The organism is Deefgea tanakiae, from assembly GCF_019665765.1.
GTDB classification, from domain to species: domain Bacteria; phylum Pseudomonadota; class Gammaproteobacteria; order Burkholderiales; family Chitinibacteraceae; genus Deefgea; species Deefgea tanakiae.
Map to the genome: position 1 here is coordinate 3,341,778 of NZ_CP081150.1, position 16,394 is coordinate 3,358,171.

Sequence of the window (16,394 nt, forward strand, 5' to 3'; positions counted from 1 at the left end):
TCAAAGATTTACTATCTACATAAAGAATAGGGCTTTGTGATATTGCACAAAGCCCTATTCTTGAGTGTTGAAATCAACGGTGCTTAAAATTCAGCCCATTCTTCGTCTTCATTCTTGACGGTGGCTTGGCTGGTGGGTTTGCTGATGGGCTTGAGCATCGGTTGGGGGATGGCTTTGGCTGGGGATTTTGCGATGGTCTTTGTTTTGCTCGCGCCATTTTTGAGTTTGAATACGCCGACTAGTTCTGCGAGTTGACCCGCTTGTTCTTGCAATGATTCGGCGGCGGCGGCGGCTTCTTCGACCAGTGCGGCATTTTGCTGCGTGACTTCATCCATATTGGCAACGGCCTGATTCACTTGGGCAATACCAGCGCTTTGCTCTTTGGATGCTTCGGCAATTTCCGCCATGATGTGCGTGACCCGCTGAATGCTGACCTCAATTTCAGTCATCGTACTGCCCGCGGTATTGACGATCTGACTACCGCGCTCGACCTCGCTCACACTGTCGCCAATCAGCGTTTTGATTTCTTTGGCGGCGACCGCCGAGCGTTGCGCCAAATTACGCACTTCAGACGCCACCACTGCAAAGCCTCTGCCTTGTTCGCCAGCGCGCGCCGCTTCAACCGCGGCGTTGAGCGCCAAGATATTAGTCTGGAATGCGATACCGTCGATAACGCTAATAATGTCGACAATTTTGCGCGAGGCTTCATTGATCGACCCCATGCTACTTACGGCTTCTTGGACTAAATTCGCGCCTTTCTTGGCGATGAGTTCTGAATTGCGCGCCAGTTGGCTGGCCTCAATGGCATTCTCGGCATTTTGTTTCACAGTACTGGCTAGTTCTTCGCTACTGGCTGCGGTTTCTTCCAGATTGGCGGCTTGGGCTTCGGTGCGGCGTGATAGATCGCCATTGCCTTGTGAGATTTCTTGCGAGGCGATATTAATGGTGCTGCCTGCGACTTGGATCTCACCAACCAACTGTTGCAGCTTATCGACGGTTGCATTGATGCCGTCTTTGGTTTCGCCAAACAGCCCTGCGTATTCTTTGTCTATGGTTTGCGTCAAATCACCATCGGCGAGCGCATTGGCAACGCGCATCACATCACGTAAACCCGTTTCAGTGACCTCTGAGAGTCGATTGAGTAGCGTGGCGAGGCGGGCGCTAAAGCCTTGTTTGTCGCGCAAATCAAGCCGTGGGCTAAAGTTACCTTGCTCCGCAGCGGCGGCGACGATGCCTTCAATTTCGGCAACGATGCTGCTGAGCGCAAATACCGTGTGGTTGACGCCATCTTTAGCTCGACCAAACAGGCCTGGATAGTCTTTTTGAATCGTTTGGCTCAAATCGCCCACAGAGAGTGCATTGGCGACACGCAAGATATCGTTGAAACCCACGTCGCAGGTATTGATCAATAGATTTAAATCTTCGACCATCGCTTTGAATTTGAACTGATAAAGCGATGCATCGACGCGCACGCTAAAGTCGCCCTGCGCGCCAGCTTCGGCCATCAGTTTGATGTCGTTGCTGATGGCGACGAGGGATTGTTTTACTTGATCAACTGCTTGGGTGATTTGTGCTTGATCGCCATTCAGGCGAACCATATCGACTTCAAAATTGCCTTTGGCGTATTGGGCGATCACTTGCACCGTTTGTTCGGTCACATTGATATGCGACGTGACCAATTGATTGGTTTCATTGGCCATTTCTTGAAATGAGCCAGAAAAATACTCGGCATTCATTCGTGCGCTCGTTGTTCCTGCGGCATGGCTTTTGGCCATATCGACCTGCGCTTGAATAAACTGCAGCACCGTACATTGCATGCCGTGCATGGCATTGAGTAATAAGCTCATTTCATCGTAATCGCGTAGCGTAATTTCATTATCCAGCTTGCCACCCGCAATATTTTCAGCAATCACCACGGCGCGGGTAAGGGGGATAGAAATCGCGCGCAGCAGTAATACGCATGAAATGAGTGCCAGCACGAGCCCCAGTACAATCAAGCTGATGGCAATGAGTTTGACTTGTTCATAGCTGGCTTGGGCTTGGGTGTATTCCGCTTTGGCTACGTCGAGCTGCAAATTCATCAGTGCCGTGATTTGCTCGCCAACTGGATCAATGACCTCGTAAAGTGGTCCAATGAACTGGATGAGTTCACCTTGAACAATGTCGGTTTTGCCGACAAGAAATTGCGCTAGTTTGTTAATCTCTTCATTGGCCTTGGCAAACCGTAATTCAGATTCAGCCGCGAGTTTCGCTTCTTCGGCAGTCAGCGTAGTGGCTTTATACGCACCCCATTCGCGGGCAATATCGGCTTGAGCTTGATTGATATTTTTTGCGGTGTCTTCTGCGCTAATCATTCCCGCATTGGCTTTATTCATTGCGTCGATGATGTTCACTGCATACGAGTCGGCTACCAGCTTGAGTTGCTTGAGGGGTACCACGCGGTCTTCATACACGGTTTTGAGTGACTGGTTGACCTGTTTGAGGTTGTACAATCCCATGCCGCCCATCAGCACCAACAGTAGTGATAAGAATAAAACGGTGTAAATGATGCGTTGCTTGATTGAGACTTTCATAAGATTACCTCGCTGCCAAGTCATCGTGAATTGCTGAGTGGTTGCGGCTCGCAATATGTTATTTGATTACTACTTAATTGGTATGCTTGGTAATTCTTGATTAAGAGTTTGTAATGTCAAGAAAATACGGGAACATTTTCTGCGTGGCACGCCAAGCGGTGCACTACATAAGTATTTAATAATGTTGAAATTTTTATATTCTGATTGCGCGCCGAAGGGCGTTTGAAGAGGTTTTGCTATGTCGAGTGGTGATTCACTACAAGGATTAATCGAGCAAGTGAATGCCTTCGCTGACGAGCGCGATTGGCGGCAATTTCATAGTCCGAAGAATTTAACCATGGCGCTGGCGGTGGAAGCGGCTGAGTTACTCGAGATTTTTCAGTGGGTAGATTCAAACGATTCGCTGGTGCTGACCGATGCGCAGCGCGTCGCCAGTGAGCATGAAGTGGCTGATATTTTGCTGTATTTATTGCGATTTTGTGAGATGACGGGGATTGATTTAATCGCCGCCGCGCAAGACAAAATCAAGCTCAATGCGCAAAAATATCCAGTTGAACTGGCCAAAGGAAAAGCGACTCGATCCATCGATTTATGAATCGAGCCGCTTGTGAGAGGTGAATACGCCATATTCACGGCGTTGAGCAAGCGGCCTTTTTTTGACGCCTCTGCAATCGGCATCAGAAGCCGATTGTCTTCTCCACTTCTGCGCGATGCTCTATGTCGAGTAATACAAGACCCTAGTCCAAAAAGTCGGTATTGCGTGGCGGTAACTCATGCCAGAGTTGTAGGCTGCGATGGTCGGTGATTTTTAGCGTGGCTTGATTGCTCAACCACGCGGTCAATCCTTCACGCAGGAAATTGAGTTCTTCAACAGCAAAGCCATACAAATCGCGCAGCAGTGCGCCATGTTGAATGCCAATCTCACCCTCAAAAATCGTCGCCGTTGCCAAAAATCCTTCATCGCCAATGATGGCCAACCAAACCACGCGGTCTTGCTCTTCGAGCAGTGCGAGTGTGCCTTTGGGTTGTTCGGCTAATTCTTGTGCGACCAAATGTGCGACAGCGTGCAACCACTGCCAACTTTGTTCCGTCACATCATCAGCGCCGTAAGCGGGAATATCGGTGTTGATGGAGGGGATGAACACAAAAGAGCTCCTGTGATTGATGTATACGGCTGTAGCCAATATTTAATATGGATTACAAGGCAATACTAATGTTTTTTATCGGCGAGCGATGTCATGCGATGACAGGCATTATGCCAGATTCAGCTATGCCGATGGGCGATGCGCCCAACTCGTCAGCCGCTTAGAGCGATTAATAGTACTTTCACCCATTTGGCATCGTTCGATGCAAGTCACATCGTTCCGCGCTAGAATCGGCGATTACTCAAATGATTCGCACTGAGAGTGCGTTTGCGGCGCCAAGCGGCGAATGGCCGTAAAAAATATAGGAAGAGAGATACGCATGTTTGAAACACTGATAGCGATTATTGCCGCGATTGCGATTTTTTTGTACGCACTCGAGGGTTTTAGTCGGGAATTACAAGCCGTTGGTGGCGATACGTTGCAAGATTGGCTCGGTAAGGTCACGTCCAATCGTTGGGCGGGATTTGCAGTTGGTGCATTTGCGACAGCCATTTTGCAATCGAGTAGCGCGGTGTCTTCGTTGACGACGGCCTTGGTGAATGCGTCGGTGATTTCGTTTCGCGCGAGCTTGGGGGTGTTGCTCGGCGCCAATGTGGGTACGACGGCTACAGCGTGGTTGGTGTCGTTTAAATTGACAGAAATTGGTCCGATTTTTATTGCTCTAGGGGCGTTAGTTTCCTTATTGCCGAAACGCTACGGTCAATTTGGTCGTTCGCTATTTTATTTCGGGATGATTTTTGCTGCGCTGGATTTAATTTCTCGTGCAGTGATGCCGCTACGAGAATTACCTGCGGTGATGGATTTGATGGCGCAAGCCAATTCGCCCTTGGTTGGCGTGTTAGCGGGGATTGTGATTACCGCGATTGTGCAATCGAGTAGTGTGACCACCGGTTTGGCGATTTTATTTGTTCAGCAAGGCTTCTTGCCGCCGCAAGCAGCGATTGCGATTGCGCTGGGCGCTAATGTAGGCTCGACATCGACCGCCTTGATTGCCAGCATGGGTATGAGCGCGATTGCGAAGAAAACTGCGTATTACAATTTCTTGTTCAAAGGCGTTGGGCTTTTGATCTTTTTCCCATTTATCGCTCTGATGTCGAATCAACTCACTCAACATATTAGCGATACCGGCCAAGTCGTCGCCGCCGCGCATTTGATTTTTAATTTAACGATTTCACTGATGTTCTTAATGTTGCTTGATCCGATTTTGAAGTTTTCAGAACGAAAAATACATTAAGAATTAGGCTCTGTTGACGTTTGTTTTGCACTCGCGTTTGTGCGTATTTTGGCCTGAAACAAGGCACGGAGCGCGAAGTGTAGTCATTCTACACAAGTGCTTCGTAACGCAGTGTCAGGCCAAAAGCCGCCAAACCTTGAGGGCTGGGCGCTTTTCGAGGCGACACTGCGTTGTAGAAAGCTCACATAGAATGACTATGAATCGCTTCCTACGCCTTGTTTCGCCTCGAAAATCGCTCCAGCGCGATGCGTAAAACAAACGTCAACAGAGCCTAAGATGTGAAGCGATTTCAAAAGGGGCGAAAGCCCCTTTTTCAGTTCGATATTCATCAAGTCACTTCGCCTGATGCTTTACCAAGTCTGTGCCGCAAATCGCGCCACCAAGAAATCCAGTAATGCACGAACAGAAGGGGAGAGGTGGCGGCGCGATGGATAGAGCGCGTAGATCGTCATGGCAGGGACTTGCCATTCAGGCAGCACAATCTGTAGATCTCCTTTTTCGATGTAGGGATTCGCAAGATAGGTCGGTTGTAAAGCGATGCCGCCGCCAGCAAGCGCCGCGTGCAGCAGTACCGTGGCTTCATTGGCACTAAATCGGCTGCTAACGCCAACTTGGGTTTGCTCATCACTGCGCGTGAAGCGCCAGACGCTTTTGCCAAAATTGGCATAACTGAGGCATTTATGCTGGGTAAGTTCCTCTGGCTCTTTAGGACTGCCGTTTGTAATTAAATACCCTTTAGATGCAACAAGCACCGAATCACATCGCGCCAATGGGCGGGCAATCAACATTGGGTCGGGTTCGCTACTAATCCGAATCGCTAAATCAATTCGCGCCTCGACCAAGTTCACCGTGCTGTCACTGACATTTAAATCAATCTTGAGCTGCGTATGTAGTGCTAAAAAGTCGCTAATCGCCGCGGCGAGATGAGTATGGCCGAACGACATACTGCTGGTCAGGCGCAATTGGCCGCGCAGCTCGCCATCGTGGCTGGCGGTTTCTTCCTCGACGTTTTCCATCAACGCCAACATTTGTTGGCAACGCCGCAAGCAGTTTTCGCCCGCGTCGGTCAGTGTCACGCGGCGCGTCGTGCGTTGCAGTAGGCGAGCCCCCAGCCATTGCTCTAGTTCCGCGATATAGCGCGTCACCATCGCGCGCGACATATCGAGCTTCTCTGCGCTGGCGCTAAAGCTGCCGCTGTGCGCCACTTCGCTAAATACCTTCATCGCAGTTAGTCGGTCCATAGTGTTCACCTATTACGTTTTAAGTGCCTGCGGCACGGTGTTTTGCTGTCGCAATCCGCGACTTGGGCTTCTTTCTTTGCGTCGCCAAAGAAAGAAGCAAAGAAAGGCGACCCGGGCGCGCATCGGTCCCCGATGCCCTCGATCGTTCGTGGGCCAAACGATGAAACCGTTTGTCTCTCTCCTCACTCGGTGCGCTTAGACGGGTTTTTTAACCCCCAGCCCAAAGAGCGCTGCACAGTATTACCCTTTAACTAGGTTGGGATCTTTTCGATTATTTGTTCGGATATTGCAACAATTATGCGCATTTTAGTCTATTTATCTGAACGTTTCATGCAACTACACTGGCGTCACTTTAATCAAACACCAAACGGAGTGACACCATGTTTCGCACTACTTTACTCGCAGCTACCCTTGCTCTTACCTTTGCTAATGTTCAAGCCGATACAGCCAAACAACCTTTGCAGATGAAAGTCTATAACGCTGATGGCAATAGTTTTCATGCCAATTCAACGCTGATCTACGGCGAAAAAGAAGCCATCGTCATCGATGCGGGCTTTACTCGCGCTGATGCGCTGCGAATTGGCGCGAATGTACTCGATTCTGGCAAGCAATTGAAAACGATTTTTGTCAGTCAAGCCGACCCTGATTATTACTTTGGCGTTGAAGTGTTAAAAGAAATGTTCCCAGATGCAGAAGTGGTGGCGACACCTGCCGTATTGGCGAAAATCAGCAGCAAGCTTGATGGTAAAGTGGCATTTTGGGGGCCAAAAATGGGCGTGAATGCACCGAAGTCGCCTGTTCTGCCAACTGCACTGAAGGGCGATACCTTGACGGTGGATGGTCAGAAAATCGAGATTCGCGGCACCACAGGCCCATTGGCACATCGCCCGTATGTGTGGATTCCATCGATTAAAACCATCACGGGCAATGTCGGTGTACTGGGTGGCTTGCATGTCTGGACGGCCGATACGCAAAACGCGGCTGAACGCATGTTGTGGATTGCCCAATTGGATGAAATGGCGGCATTGAAACCGGAAGTCGTCGTGCCGGGCCATATGCAAGCAGGTAGTAAACTAGATGCGAGCAATATCGCCTACACCAAGCAATATCTGCAAACGTTTGAGAAAAATGCCGCAGCAGCTAAAGACAGTGCTGAGCTCATCGCCAGCATGAAAAAAGCCTATCCAGACGCTGGTTTGGGAATCGCGCTTGAGATCGGTGCGAAAGTGAATAAGGGCGAAATGAAATGGTAATGGGCTTGCCTGAAATAAGGTCTTTCTTGGGCGGTCAACAGCAGCTAGAAACCAAGCCAAGCTCTGTTCTGCATTATTATTTTGATCCGCTGTGCGGCTGGTGCTATGCGGCGGCACCGCTGATTCACGCGGCGGCGCACATGCCAGAAATCAATCTGCAACTGCACGCTGGTGGCATGATGAGTGGCGATAATCGGCAAGCGGTCACACGGGCCTTGCGTAATTACGTTATGCCACACGATCAACGTATTGCCACATTAACTGGCCAGCCGTTTGGTGAGGCTTATTTTGAAGGTTTGCTCCGCGATGAAAATGCCGTTTTTGATTCAACGCCACCGACTTTAGCTATTTTGGCGGCAGCAGCCTTAGGCTGCGATGAGGGTGTTGGGCGTAGCGGATTGGCGATGTTGGCGCGGATTCAACAGGCGCATTATGTTGAAGGGCAACGCATTGCCGATGGTACTGTGTTGTTGAGTTTGGCGGCGGAGTTGGGATTCGAAAGCGCGGAATTTGCAACGGCGATGGCCGAGCAAGCGGCGAAAGTGGATGCGCATTTTGCGGCGACCCGCCGAGCAATGGGCGAACAGTGGCTACGGGGTTTCCCATCGCTGCTGCTGGAGCACGCGGGGCAATTAACGACGATTGATATTTCACCGTTCTTGGGTCAGCCAACTCAATTTGTGGCAGCTTTACACGAGCTGATACAAGAAGGAAAACAGCACCACTCGACGCTTGAAATGCCGTTTTGTACTCCGAGCACTTGCGCTTAAGTCTTGCGTATTTGCTTGGTAGGCCGAGCGATCTACCATATTAGTTGCGGCACCCAAATAAAACGCCAGCTTTTTTATAAGCTGGCGTTTTTTGTGATCTGCGGCGTGCTTACTTTTGCGGAACTTGGCTTGCTTCTACTTTCAGCCACTCAAAAGGCTTGCCATTGGCCATGCGCTCAACAAAACTTTGCTTTGAATTCGGTTTTGCTTTGGCTGGCTGTGGTACTGAATTCTTAGCTGGGGTGTTAGCTTGTGGCATTGGTCTCATCCCTTTGGAAAGTTGAAGACCAATTGTAAGGTCTAGAAATGTCTAGCGCATTAGGGTAAACACTTATTTAGCATTTCATGATTTAATTAAATTGATAAAAGATTTATTTAGATCAATGTGTTGCAAATTTATTGCGAAGCGTAAATAGCTCGCGAATCGGTTCATCATTGAGCTGGATTCTCAATAATTTGCTTGCTCGAAAAAAATACCGACACTATGTGATAGCAAGAAACCGCTGCAATCAGGCAGGGTTTACGATTTGCTGTAAACCGGTTGTCATTTTGCGATGGCAATTGTTGCATCAAGCTTTAGCCAAGCAAAGGGCGCTTTGCCCGCAAAACGTTCGGCGAACGGTTTTTTGGCGATTTGCTTTTTATTGGCTTTAAATTCTGGGGCGAACAATTTTTGTGGCTGGTTCATGATATTTCCTTTGAACTGAATGAATCAAAATCAAGCGCTCTTGAGAGTGCCGATCTGCAGCTGCTTTGTTCCTTGTTTAATCCTAAACCTGTCATATTGCAATCTGATTGCAGTGGCGCTCCGTGCACAGATTCAATTAATTTTGAACAGAACGGCGCAAGCTCGTTAGAATTGCCGCACGATGAAAAAGGGGTGGATTGTGATTGCACGCATAGTATTTATATTCATGGCCGCCATGCTGACTAGTTTGGCCATGGCGACAGAGGTCAAAGTCTTGAAATGGCAGCAATTACAGCCGGATAACCCTGCGCTACGCAAAACGATTACGAGCATGAGCCAAGAGCAAAAAAGTCGTTTGATGCGGGCAATTCAGCAATTGGAATTAAAGCAGCAGTTGGAGGGCAATAAAGTTAAACCAGCTAATTTAACTGCAGCTGATCTGGCCTTGCTCAAAGAAGATATCAAAGACTTGAAGCCGCTGATTGTTGAGATTGAATCGTTTGAGAAAAAACGTGTCAGTGAAATGATCCCAAGCCTGCAGGGACAAGTGATTGAGCTCAGTGGTTATTTATTGCCGCTGAACTTAAAAGGCAAACTGGTGACTGAGTTTTTATTGGTTCCCGTCATTGGTGCCTGTATTCATGTACCTGCGCCGCCGCCAAACCAAATGGTCGTGGTGCAATATCCAGCGGGATTCCCGCAGGGTGATTTATTTGCGCCGATTACGGTACAGGGTAAAGTGACGCTTAAGTCCACCAAGGCCAATTTGGCCTTGGCCGATGGGGCTGCCGATGTTGAAGTCGGTTATCAAATGCTTGCTTCAGAAGTTCGAGCTTATAAAGCAACTCAATAAGGGGTATATGAATGAAGGTTTTGTTGATATTGGCTTTTCTGTCTATACCTGCTGCGTCAGTTGTGGCAGCTCCTCATTCTGCCCACGTGCATGGCGTAGCGGAAATTGATGTGGTCGTGGATGGTAATAAAGTCTTAATCACTTTAGAAAGCCCCGCTGATAATTTGCTGGGTTTTGAGCGCGCGCCCAAAAACGATTACGAAAAAAACAAAGTTCAAGACGTTGCGGCTCAACTGCAAGTCGTAGGCAATGTGTTTGCACCGAATGCGCAATGCCAAAGTGCAAAACCCGTGGTGGTGATGCCGACTTTTGGCAAAGGTGAGCACAGCGATATTACTGCCGAGTACATGTTTGAATGCAGCAATCAAGCCACGCAAATCAAATTACCATTGTGGAAAAATTTTGCAGGCTTTAAATCGCTGATGGTCAATTTGGTGACGCCACAGGGTCAAAAACAGCTCAAACTCAAACCGGGGCAAGCGCTGGATTTGAAGTAAAACGATGTATTACGTTAAGGAAAGCGCGCGGTGCTGATTGAACTGGCCGATTTACAATTCACTTGGCCGCGTGCCGCGCAGCCGACTTTAGATATTCCCGCGCTTTCCCTCGGCCGTGCTGAGCGCGTGTTTTTGCACGGCCCCAGCGGCAGCGGCAAAAGCACGCTGCTGTCGATTTTGACAGGCATACAAATCCCTCAGCGTGGGCAAGTGTGGATGCTGGGGCAAAATTTAGCCACGCTGTCTGGCCCCGCGCGTGATCGTTTTCGCGCCGACCATGTGGGCTATGTGTTTCAACAATTCAATCTGCTGAGCTATTTGTCGGTGCTGGATAATGTGCTGCTGCCGTGCCAGTTTTCTAAAATTCGCCGCCATCGCGCTGGCAATCCCAAGCAACAAGCCTTGCATTTGCTGGAACGCTTGGATCTGACGTCCCATCTGAATTGCACCGTTAATTCACTCTCGGTCGGCCAGCAGCAGCGCGTGGCTTTGGCGCGCGCGTTGATTGGCGCGCCCGAAGTATTGATTGCCGACGAGCCGACTTCGGCGCTCGATACCGATCGCCGTGCGGCGTTTATCAAACTACTGTTTGAGTGCGCTGACGAGCAACAAACCGCCGTGCTGCTCGTGAGCCACGACCCGCAATTGGCACTGCAATTTGACCGCAGCGTGGACTTAGCCAGAATCAATCGCGCCAATCGGGAGCACGCCGATGTTTAAAATCGCACTCAAAAGCCTGCTCAATCGGCGTTTAACCGTTGCTTTATCCATCTTGACCGTGGCGCTGTCGGTGCTGCTACTGGTCGGCGTTGAGCGCTTACGCACCGAGGCAAGGAACAGTTTTGCTAATACTGTGAGCGGCACTGATCTGATCGTTGGCGCACGCACGGGCTCAGTGCAATTATTGCTATACAGCGTGTTTCGCGTTGGCAATGCGACCAATAATATTGCTTGGGAGAGCTACCAAAAACTCGCTGCCGACCCGCGTGTGGCGTGGACGATTCCCGTGTCGCTTGGCGACAGTCATCATGGTTTTGCCGTACTGGGTACGACGACTGATTATTTTAGACATTTACGCTTTGGCGACCGTCTCGATAGTCAATCGTTGGCCTTTCGTCACGGGCGTGCTTTTGCAAAAAACCATGATGCGGTGCTGGGCAGCAATGTCGCGCAAATGCGCGGCTATCGCTTGGGTGAAAGAATAACCTTGGCGCACGGCAGTGGCGATGGGGCGCTGACCGAACACGCCGATCAGCCGTTTACCATCGTCGGCATTCTCGCGCCGACAGGTACGCCTGTTGACGACACGGTGCATGTCAGTTTGGACGGCTTGACCGCGATTCATGAAGGCTGGGAATCAGGTAGCGCGTCCTTACTATCAAGCAGCGGCGTATTGGCCGCCGATGAAAACCGCGCGGTGCCGCCACCGACCTCGATCACGGCGTTTTATGTTGGTCTTCGTTCACCGACTGCAATTTTCAGCTTTCAGCGCGCCGTGAATCAATTCAAAGGCGAAGCGCTGATGGCCATCATGCCCGGCGTGGCGCTGTCGGAATTATGGCAACTGATGAGTATTGCCGAACAAGCCCTGTTGGTGGTTTCTGGCTTTGTGATGGTCATTGGTTTATTGGGCATGTTGACTGCCTTGCTGACGGGGCTGAACGAGCGCCGCCGTGAAATGGCGATTTTGCGCTCCGTTGGCGCACGGGCTTGGCAGATTTTTTTGCTAGTGATGGGTGAAACGCTGCTACTAGTTACCCTTGGTATTGCATTGGGTATTGCGCTGCTTTACTCACTTATCATCGCTTTCAAGCCAATACTGCGTGAATATTATTCATTTAATTTAGGCGTTAACTCGCCGACATCAACGGAATGGCTATTGCTTGCTGCGACATTGCTGGCCGGTGTTTTAATTGCTGCGATACCCGCGTGGCGCGCATATCGAATGTCGCTCAGCGATGGTTTGAGCCAACATCAGTAAAGTCGATTTGATTAATTGATGAGCAAGTTTGCTTGTTCTGGGGGGGGGGGCGCCATTGATCGGCGCTGCTTTGGCCGGTGTGGTTTACAAAATGATGGCCAGCGAAAAGAAGTAATTTAGTTTCAATTGATTCAGCAAAAAGCTAGCCCCGCAAAAGCGGGGCTTTTTCGTTTTGAGGGTGCCGCTTTTGCGGTAAACTCAGTCGGTGTTTTCTATGGATTAAAAATGTCTTATTCACCTGCTACGCTGGACGACCAAATGACCCCTGCTGAAGAGCTTCGCCAGCAAATTGCCGAAATCGAAACGGCAAAAGCAAGCCTAGATCCTCGTACCACGCAGTTTATTGTGATGATTGGTAGCGCGGCATTGCAGTTCGTGATGGAGGGCCGCAAGGCCACGCAAGCCACCACGGTACCTGCACAGTGGGCGACCCGCTTTACTGAAAACGATGCCCAAATGATTGCGCGCGCGATCAAAAATGCCAAAGGTGAAATCGCCCATACCGTACCGCTAGCGGCGGCGTTGAATATTGAACTCACTAAGAAAAACACCGCTTTGCTGCGGCTAGAGCAGGCGATCAGTGTGATTCAGTGGATGCCAAAACGCTAACAATTCGCTCAATACGCCGCGCGCGGTCGGTACGGAAATATTAAACCGTTTCGCTCTCGATATGATCCAACCAAAGTTGAATCCAAATCGGAGGAGTGGGAATGAAATGTTGGGTCAGCGCGAGATTGTCGGTTTCATGAAAGGTCATGATTTTTCCAAAGATTTAAGTTAACTAGGCCAACATCCTCTTTTTGTTGCGGTGCAACATTGATCAGAATCAAGTTAAAATCGACTTTTCGCTTTTAGACCGATGAAGTGCAGATACTTTTTTTTTGCTAGGTTTTAGGTAATTTTTAAGTAATCAAATACTGTTTCTTACTTAGGAAATGTCGCCAAAAAATGTGGCGTTGATGAAAATAGCGTGAATGTTGTTCGATGCAGTTCTGGGAAGGGATAGGCGGAAATCATTCTGGCTTGAACATTCGATCTGACAAAAAGTCATCAAAACGGTGATAAAGTTAATGTGAATCCGCCTTCAATTTTTTGCTGCTTAGTGTTGCAGTTCAGCAGGTACTTTGCCGCCATGCTTTGCCAATTCAGTCATCACTTGCTTGTGTAGCCACAGATTCATATCTGCACTGCCATCTAGTTGCCCTAAGTATCCCAACTCTTGCGCGAGTTCTTTGCGGTTGGTGAGGCTAGAGTCCAAATTGAGTACTTTCATCAAGTCCACAATTGATGAGTCCCAATTGAGTGATTCATTGTGCTGCGCTGCCATGTGTGCGACCACTTCAGCCACATCAACCTCAATAGCCGGTGGTGTAATCGGCGCCACAGCGATAGGTGCAGCTTCAGCGACTGCTACTGGCGCGGCTGCAGAAGATGCGGGAGTCGCAACCGATTCTTCTTTGTGCCCAAAAATCTTGTCTTTGATACTTGAAAAAATGCTCATGGCTGGAGTCCTTTACGAGAAGTAGGAGGGATGCTGCAATCGATGAGCATAGGCGGTTCATATTTCAATTTGATGCGCGCAAAAATTCGGCCGTCATTTGTTGCGTCATCAGACGATTGTTAGAGAGCTGGATGATTGAATAAAAAAACGGCAGGTCAAAAGACCTGCCGTAGTATATTTGTCTAGCCATTCATTAATATAGTCTGGCGAGATATACGTCTAGTTCAATATATCCAATGCCAAAGCCTCGGCGACTTTAATCCCATCCACACCCGCCGATAAAATCCCGCCCGCGTAACCCGCACCTTCACCAGCAGGGTAGAGGCCGCGCACGTTGAGCGATTGGCAAGCCTCATTACGCGTGATGCGCAGCGGTGAGCTGGTTCGAGTTTCAACGCCGGTCAGCACCGCATCGTGCATATCGTAGCCACGGATTTTCTTGCCGAATTCAGGCAGCGCTTCGCGCATCGCGTTGATCGCGTAATCGGGTAGCGCGCTCGCGAGATCAGTCCAGTTCACGCCCGGTTTGTACGATGGCTCAACGCTGCCGACGTCTTTCGATGCGCGCGCAGCGAGGAAATCGCCGACCAATTGTGCGGGCGCATTGTAGTTTTCGCCGCCAAGCACATAAGCGTGGCTTTCAAGTTGGCGTTGGAATTCTATCCCCGCCATCGCGCCGCCCGGATAGTCGCTTGGGTTGATGCTGACGACCATGCCAGAATTGGCGTTGCGCTCGTTACGCGAATATTGGCTCATGCCGTTGGTCACCACGCGGCCGACTTCGGACGTGGCTGCAACGACGGTGCCGCCGGGACACATACAGAAGCTATACACCGCGCGGCCATTGGCGGCGTGATGTACGAGTTTGTAATCGGCTGCGCCGAGCACCGGATGACCGGCAAACTTGCCCCAACGCGCTTTGTCGATGAGCGACTGCGGGTGTTCGATACGGAAGCCGACTGAGAACGGTTTGGCTTCCATAAAGACGCCGCGCCCGTGCATCATTTCAAAGCTATCGCGCGCGCTGTGGCCAAGCGCGATGACAACGTGTTCGCTCAGGATTTCATTGCTAGGCTGGCCTTCAACGCCGATTTCGGTGACGCGTACGCCACGGATTTGCTTGTTGCCGTCAGGCAGGTCTTCCAAAATCAAATCATCAACGCGTTGCTGGAAGCGGATTTCGCCACCGAGCGATTCAATCTCGGCGCGCATTTTTTCGACCATGCCAACCAGCTTAAACGTACCGATATGCGGTTTGGCAATATACAAAATTTCATCGGGCGCACCGGCTTTAACAAATTCATTCAGTACTTTTCGGCCTAAATGACGCGGATCTTTAATTTGGCTGTAGAGTTTACCGTCCGAGAACGTCCCTGCGCCGCCTTCGCCAAATTGCACGTTCGATTCAGGGTGCAGCGTATTTTTGCGCCATAAATCCCATGTGTCTTTGGTGCGTTCACGCACTTTTTTGCCACGTTCGAGCACGATCGGTTTGAAACCCATTTGCGCCAGAATCAGTGCCGCGAAAATCCCACAGGGGCCAAAACCAACGACGACGGGGCGATGTGGCAATTGCGTAGGTGCTTGGCCGACAAAATGGTAGCTGGTATCGGGCGTTGGCATGACGTGCGTATCGGCTTTGAATTGCGTGAGCAGCTTTTTCTCTAGGTTGCCCACGTCCAAATCGATGATATACGCCAGATTCATCATGCCTTTGCGCGCATCGTAGCTGCGTTTAAAGACGCTAAAGCTCACGATGGCATCCTCATTAATAGCGAGATAGGCGGCGATGGACGTTTTGAGTTCGGCTTCGGTATGGTCGAGCGGCAGTTTGAGTTCGGTAATGCGGAGCATGGTTGTCCTTCAAGGTTGAGGTTTATTCAACAGGGTATTGCTTGCTAGCCATTACAAATAGTTGGCTACGTTGATATACATTGCTAACAATAAAAAACGCCATGATGGTTGAACATCATGGCGCATTATTTTATCAGGATTGACTGATTATTTCTTTTTCGGTGCTGCGCGGTCTTTCGCGATGAGTTCATCGAGTATTTTGGTGAAATTCGCATCGTTTGCACCAACCATCGAAGGGCTAGTGACCCATTTACCATTCACGATAAATGTAGGAACGCCATCGATTTGGTAATCACGCGTCATGGTGGCGAGGTTTTTCAGCTGCGCATTGGTTGAGAAACCATTGTAAGCAGCTTTAAATTTGGCCACGTCGATGCCTTGGCTTTTCACCCATTCAAACAATTTGGCTTCGTTGCGTAGCTCGATACGATCAGCTTGAACCGCTTTCATCACGGCTTTTTGATGTTTGCCATCCAATCCTAATGTTTGCAAGGCAAGGAAAATCTTCGCGTGGCCTTCCATATCATTGCGGCCATCCCACATCACGTGCACACGGCGTAAATTCACGTCTTTCGGCAATTTTGCCGCCCATGCTTCAATAGCAGGCTCCACCGAAAAGCAATGTGGGCAGCCATACCAGAAAAACTCGATCACTTCTTGTTTGCCAGCAACGGCCACTGGCATCGGTTTGCTCAGTGCTTTGAAGTCTTTGCCTTCGGTCAGGGCAAACGCCGAAGATGCACCCATGAGTGAGGCGGCTAATACAACAGTTTTAATCCAGTTTTTGAGCATGAAATCATCCTT

At 49.8% G+C, this 16,394-nt stretch carries 17 protein-coding genes; 9 read left to right on the forward strand and 8 right to left on the reverse strand.

From position 1 onward, the window contains the following. Positions 1–83: 83 nt before the first annotated feature. Positions 84–2,573 (reverse strand): methyl-accepting chemotaxis protein, encoded by a 2,490-nt coding sequence (locus K4H28_RS16870; protein WP_221006063.1) that lies wholly within the window; start codon positions 2,571–2,573, stop codon positions 84–86. Positions 2,574–2,811: 238 nt separating this feature from the next. Between K4H28_RS16870 and K4H28_RS15670 the strand changes: the two genes are divergently transcribed. Continuing rightward, positions 2,812–3,168 (forward strand): nucleotide pyrophosphohydrolase, encoded by a 357-nt coding sequence (locus tag K4H28_RS15670; RefSeq protein WP_221006064.1) that lies wholly within the window; start codon positions 2,812–2,814, stop codon positions 3,166–3,168. A 142-nt stretch (positions 3,169–3,310) separates the two neighbouring features. On the opposite strand, the gene K4H28_RS15675 is transcribed toward K4H28_RS15670, so the two are convergent. Beyond that, a complete protein-coding gene (locus K4H28_RS15675; protein ID WP_221006065.1) occupies positions 3,311–3,718 on the reverse strand; it encodes a hypothetical protein in 408 nt (135 codons plus the stop codon). Between the two features lie 319 nt (positions 3,719–4,037). Here K4H28_RS15675 and K4H28_RS15680 point away from each other — a divergent pair, with 319 nt between their 5' ends. Further along, positions 4,038–4,952, forward strand: coding sequence for a Na/Pi cotransporter family protein (locus K4H28_RS15680; protein WP_221006066.1), 915 nt, complete (start codon positions 4,038–4,040; stop codon positions 4,950–4,952). Positions 4,953–5,302: 350 nt separating this feature from the next. Here K4H28_RS15680 and K4H28_RS15685 read toward each other — a convergent pair whose 3' ends face one another. Then, a complete protein-coding gene (locus K4H28_RS15685; RefSeq protein ID WP_221006067.1) occupies positions 5,303–6,193 on the reverse strand; it encodes a LysR family transcriptional regulator in 891 nt (296 codons plus the stop codon). A gap of 380 nt (positions 6,194–6,573) precedes the next feature. Here K4H28_RS15685 and K4H28_RS15690 point away from each other — a divergent pair, with 380 nt between their 5' ends. Both K4H28_RS15690 and K4H28_RS15695 read left to right on the forward strand, forming a co-directional pair. Then, on the forward strand, positions 6,574–7,446 hold the full coding sequence (locus tag K4H28_RS15690; RefSeq protein ID WP_221006068.1) for an MBL fold metallo-hydrolase: 873 nt from the start codon (positions 6,574–6,576) through the stop codon (positions 7,444–7,446). Beyond that, positions 7,446–8,216, forward strand: a complete 771-nt coding sequence (locus K4H28_RS15695; protein WP_221006069.1) for a DsbA family protein — start codon at positions 7,446–7,448, stop codon at positions 8,214–8,216. The genes K4H28_RS15690 and K4H28_RS15695 overlap by 1 nt, the downstream gene beginning before the upstream one ends. A 109-nt stretch (positions 8,217–8,325) precedes the next feature. Here the strand turns inward: K4H28_RS15695 and K4H28_RS15700 are convergent, their stop codons facing one another. After that, on the reverse strand, positions 8,326–8,475 hold the full coding sequence (locus K4H28_RS15700) for a hypothetical protein (RefSeq protein ID WP_221006070.1): 150 nt from the start codon (positions 8,473–8,475) through the stop codon (positions 8,326–8,328). Positions 8,476–8,760: 285 nt separating this feature from the next. Next, positions 8,761–8,904 (reverse strand): hypothetical protein, encoded by a 144-nt coding sequence (locus tag K4H28_RS15705; RefSeq protein WP_221006071.1) that lies wholly within the window; start codon positions 8,902–8,904, stop codon positions 8,761–8,763. Between the two features lie 199 nt (positions 8,905–9,103). On the opposite strand from K4H28_RS15705, the gene K4H28_RS15710 reads away from it, so the two are divergent. From K4H28_RS15710 to K4H28_RS15730, 5 genes are all read left to right on the forward strand, one after another. Then, positions 9,104–9,757, forward strand: a complete 654-nt coding sequence (locus K4H28_RS15710; protein WP_221006072.1) for a DUF3299 domain-containing protein — start codon at positions 9,104–9,106, stop codon at positions 9,755–9,757. Between the two features lie 11 nt (positions 9,758–9,768). After that, a complete protein-coding gene (locus K4H28_RS15715) occupies positions 9,769–10,254 on the forward strand; it encodes a ZrgA family zinc uptake protein (RefSeq protein WP_221006073.1) in 486 nt (161 codons plus the stop codon). Positions 10,255–10,284: 30 nt separating this feature from the next. Next, entirely contained in the window at positions 10,285–10,974 is a 690-nt protein-coding gene (locus K4H28_RS15720) for an ABC transporter ATP-binding protein (RefSeq protein WP_221006074.1), read from the forward strand. After that, entirely contained in the window at positions 10,967–12,235 is a 1,269-nt protein-coding gene (locus K4H28_RS15725) for an ABC transporter permease (protein ID WP_221006075.1), read from the forward strand. Before K4H28_RS15720 ends, K4H28_RS15725 begins: the two co-directional genes overlap by 8 nt. A 225-nt stretch (positions 12,236–12,460) precedes the next feature. After that, positions 12,461–12,844 (forward strand): hypothetical protein, encoded by a 384-nt coding sequence (locus K4H28_RS15730; RefSeq protein ID WP_221006076.1) that lies wholly within the window; start codon positions 12,461–12,463, stop codon positions 12,842–12,844. Positions 12,845–13,334: 490 nt separating this feature from the next. Here K4H28_RS15730 and K4H28_RS15735 read toward each other — a convergent pair whose 3' ends face one another. The 3 genes from K4H28_RS15735 to K4H28_RS15745 form a co-directional block, all read right to left on the reverse strand. Beyond that, complete coding sequence (locus K4H28_RS15735) at positions 13,335–13,736, reverse strand: DUF3597 domain-containing protein (protein ID WP_221006077.1); 402 nt, start codon at positions 13,734–13,736, stop codon at positions 13,335–13,337. Positions 13,737–13,955: 219 nt separating this feature from the next. After that, the gene (locus K4H28_RS15740; RefSeq protein ID WP_221006078.1) at positions 13,956–15,590 is read right to left on the reverse strand and encodes an NAD(P)/FAD-dependent oxidoreductase; all 1,635 of its coding nucleotides are present in this window, start codon (positions 15,588–15,590) and stop codon (positions 13,956–13,958) included. 147 nt (positions 15,591–15,737) lie between these two features. Then, positions 15,738–16,382 (reverse strand): thiol:disulfide interchange protein DsbA/DsbL, encoded by a 645-nt coding sequence (locus K4H28_RS15745; protein ID WP_221006079.1) that lies wholly within the window; start codon positions 16,380–16,382, stop codon positions 15,738–15,740. Positions 16,383–16,394 lie beyond the last annotated feature (12 nt).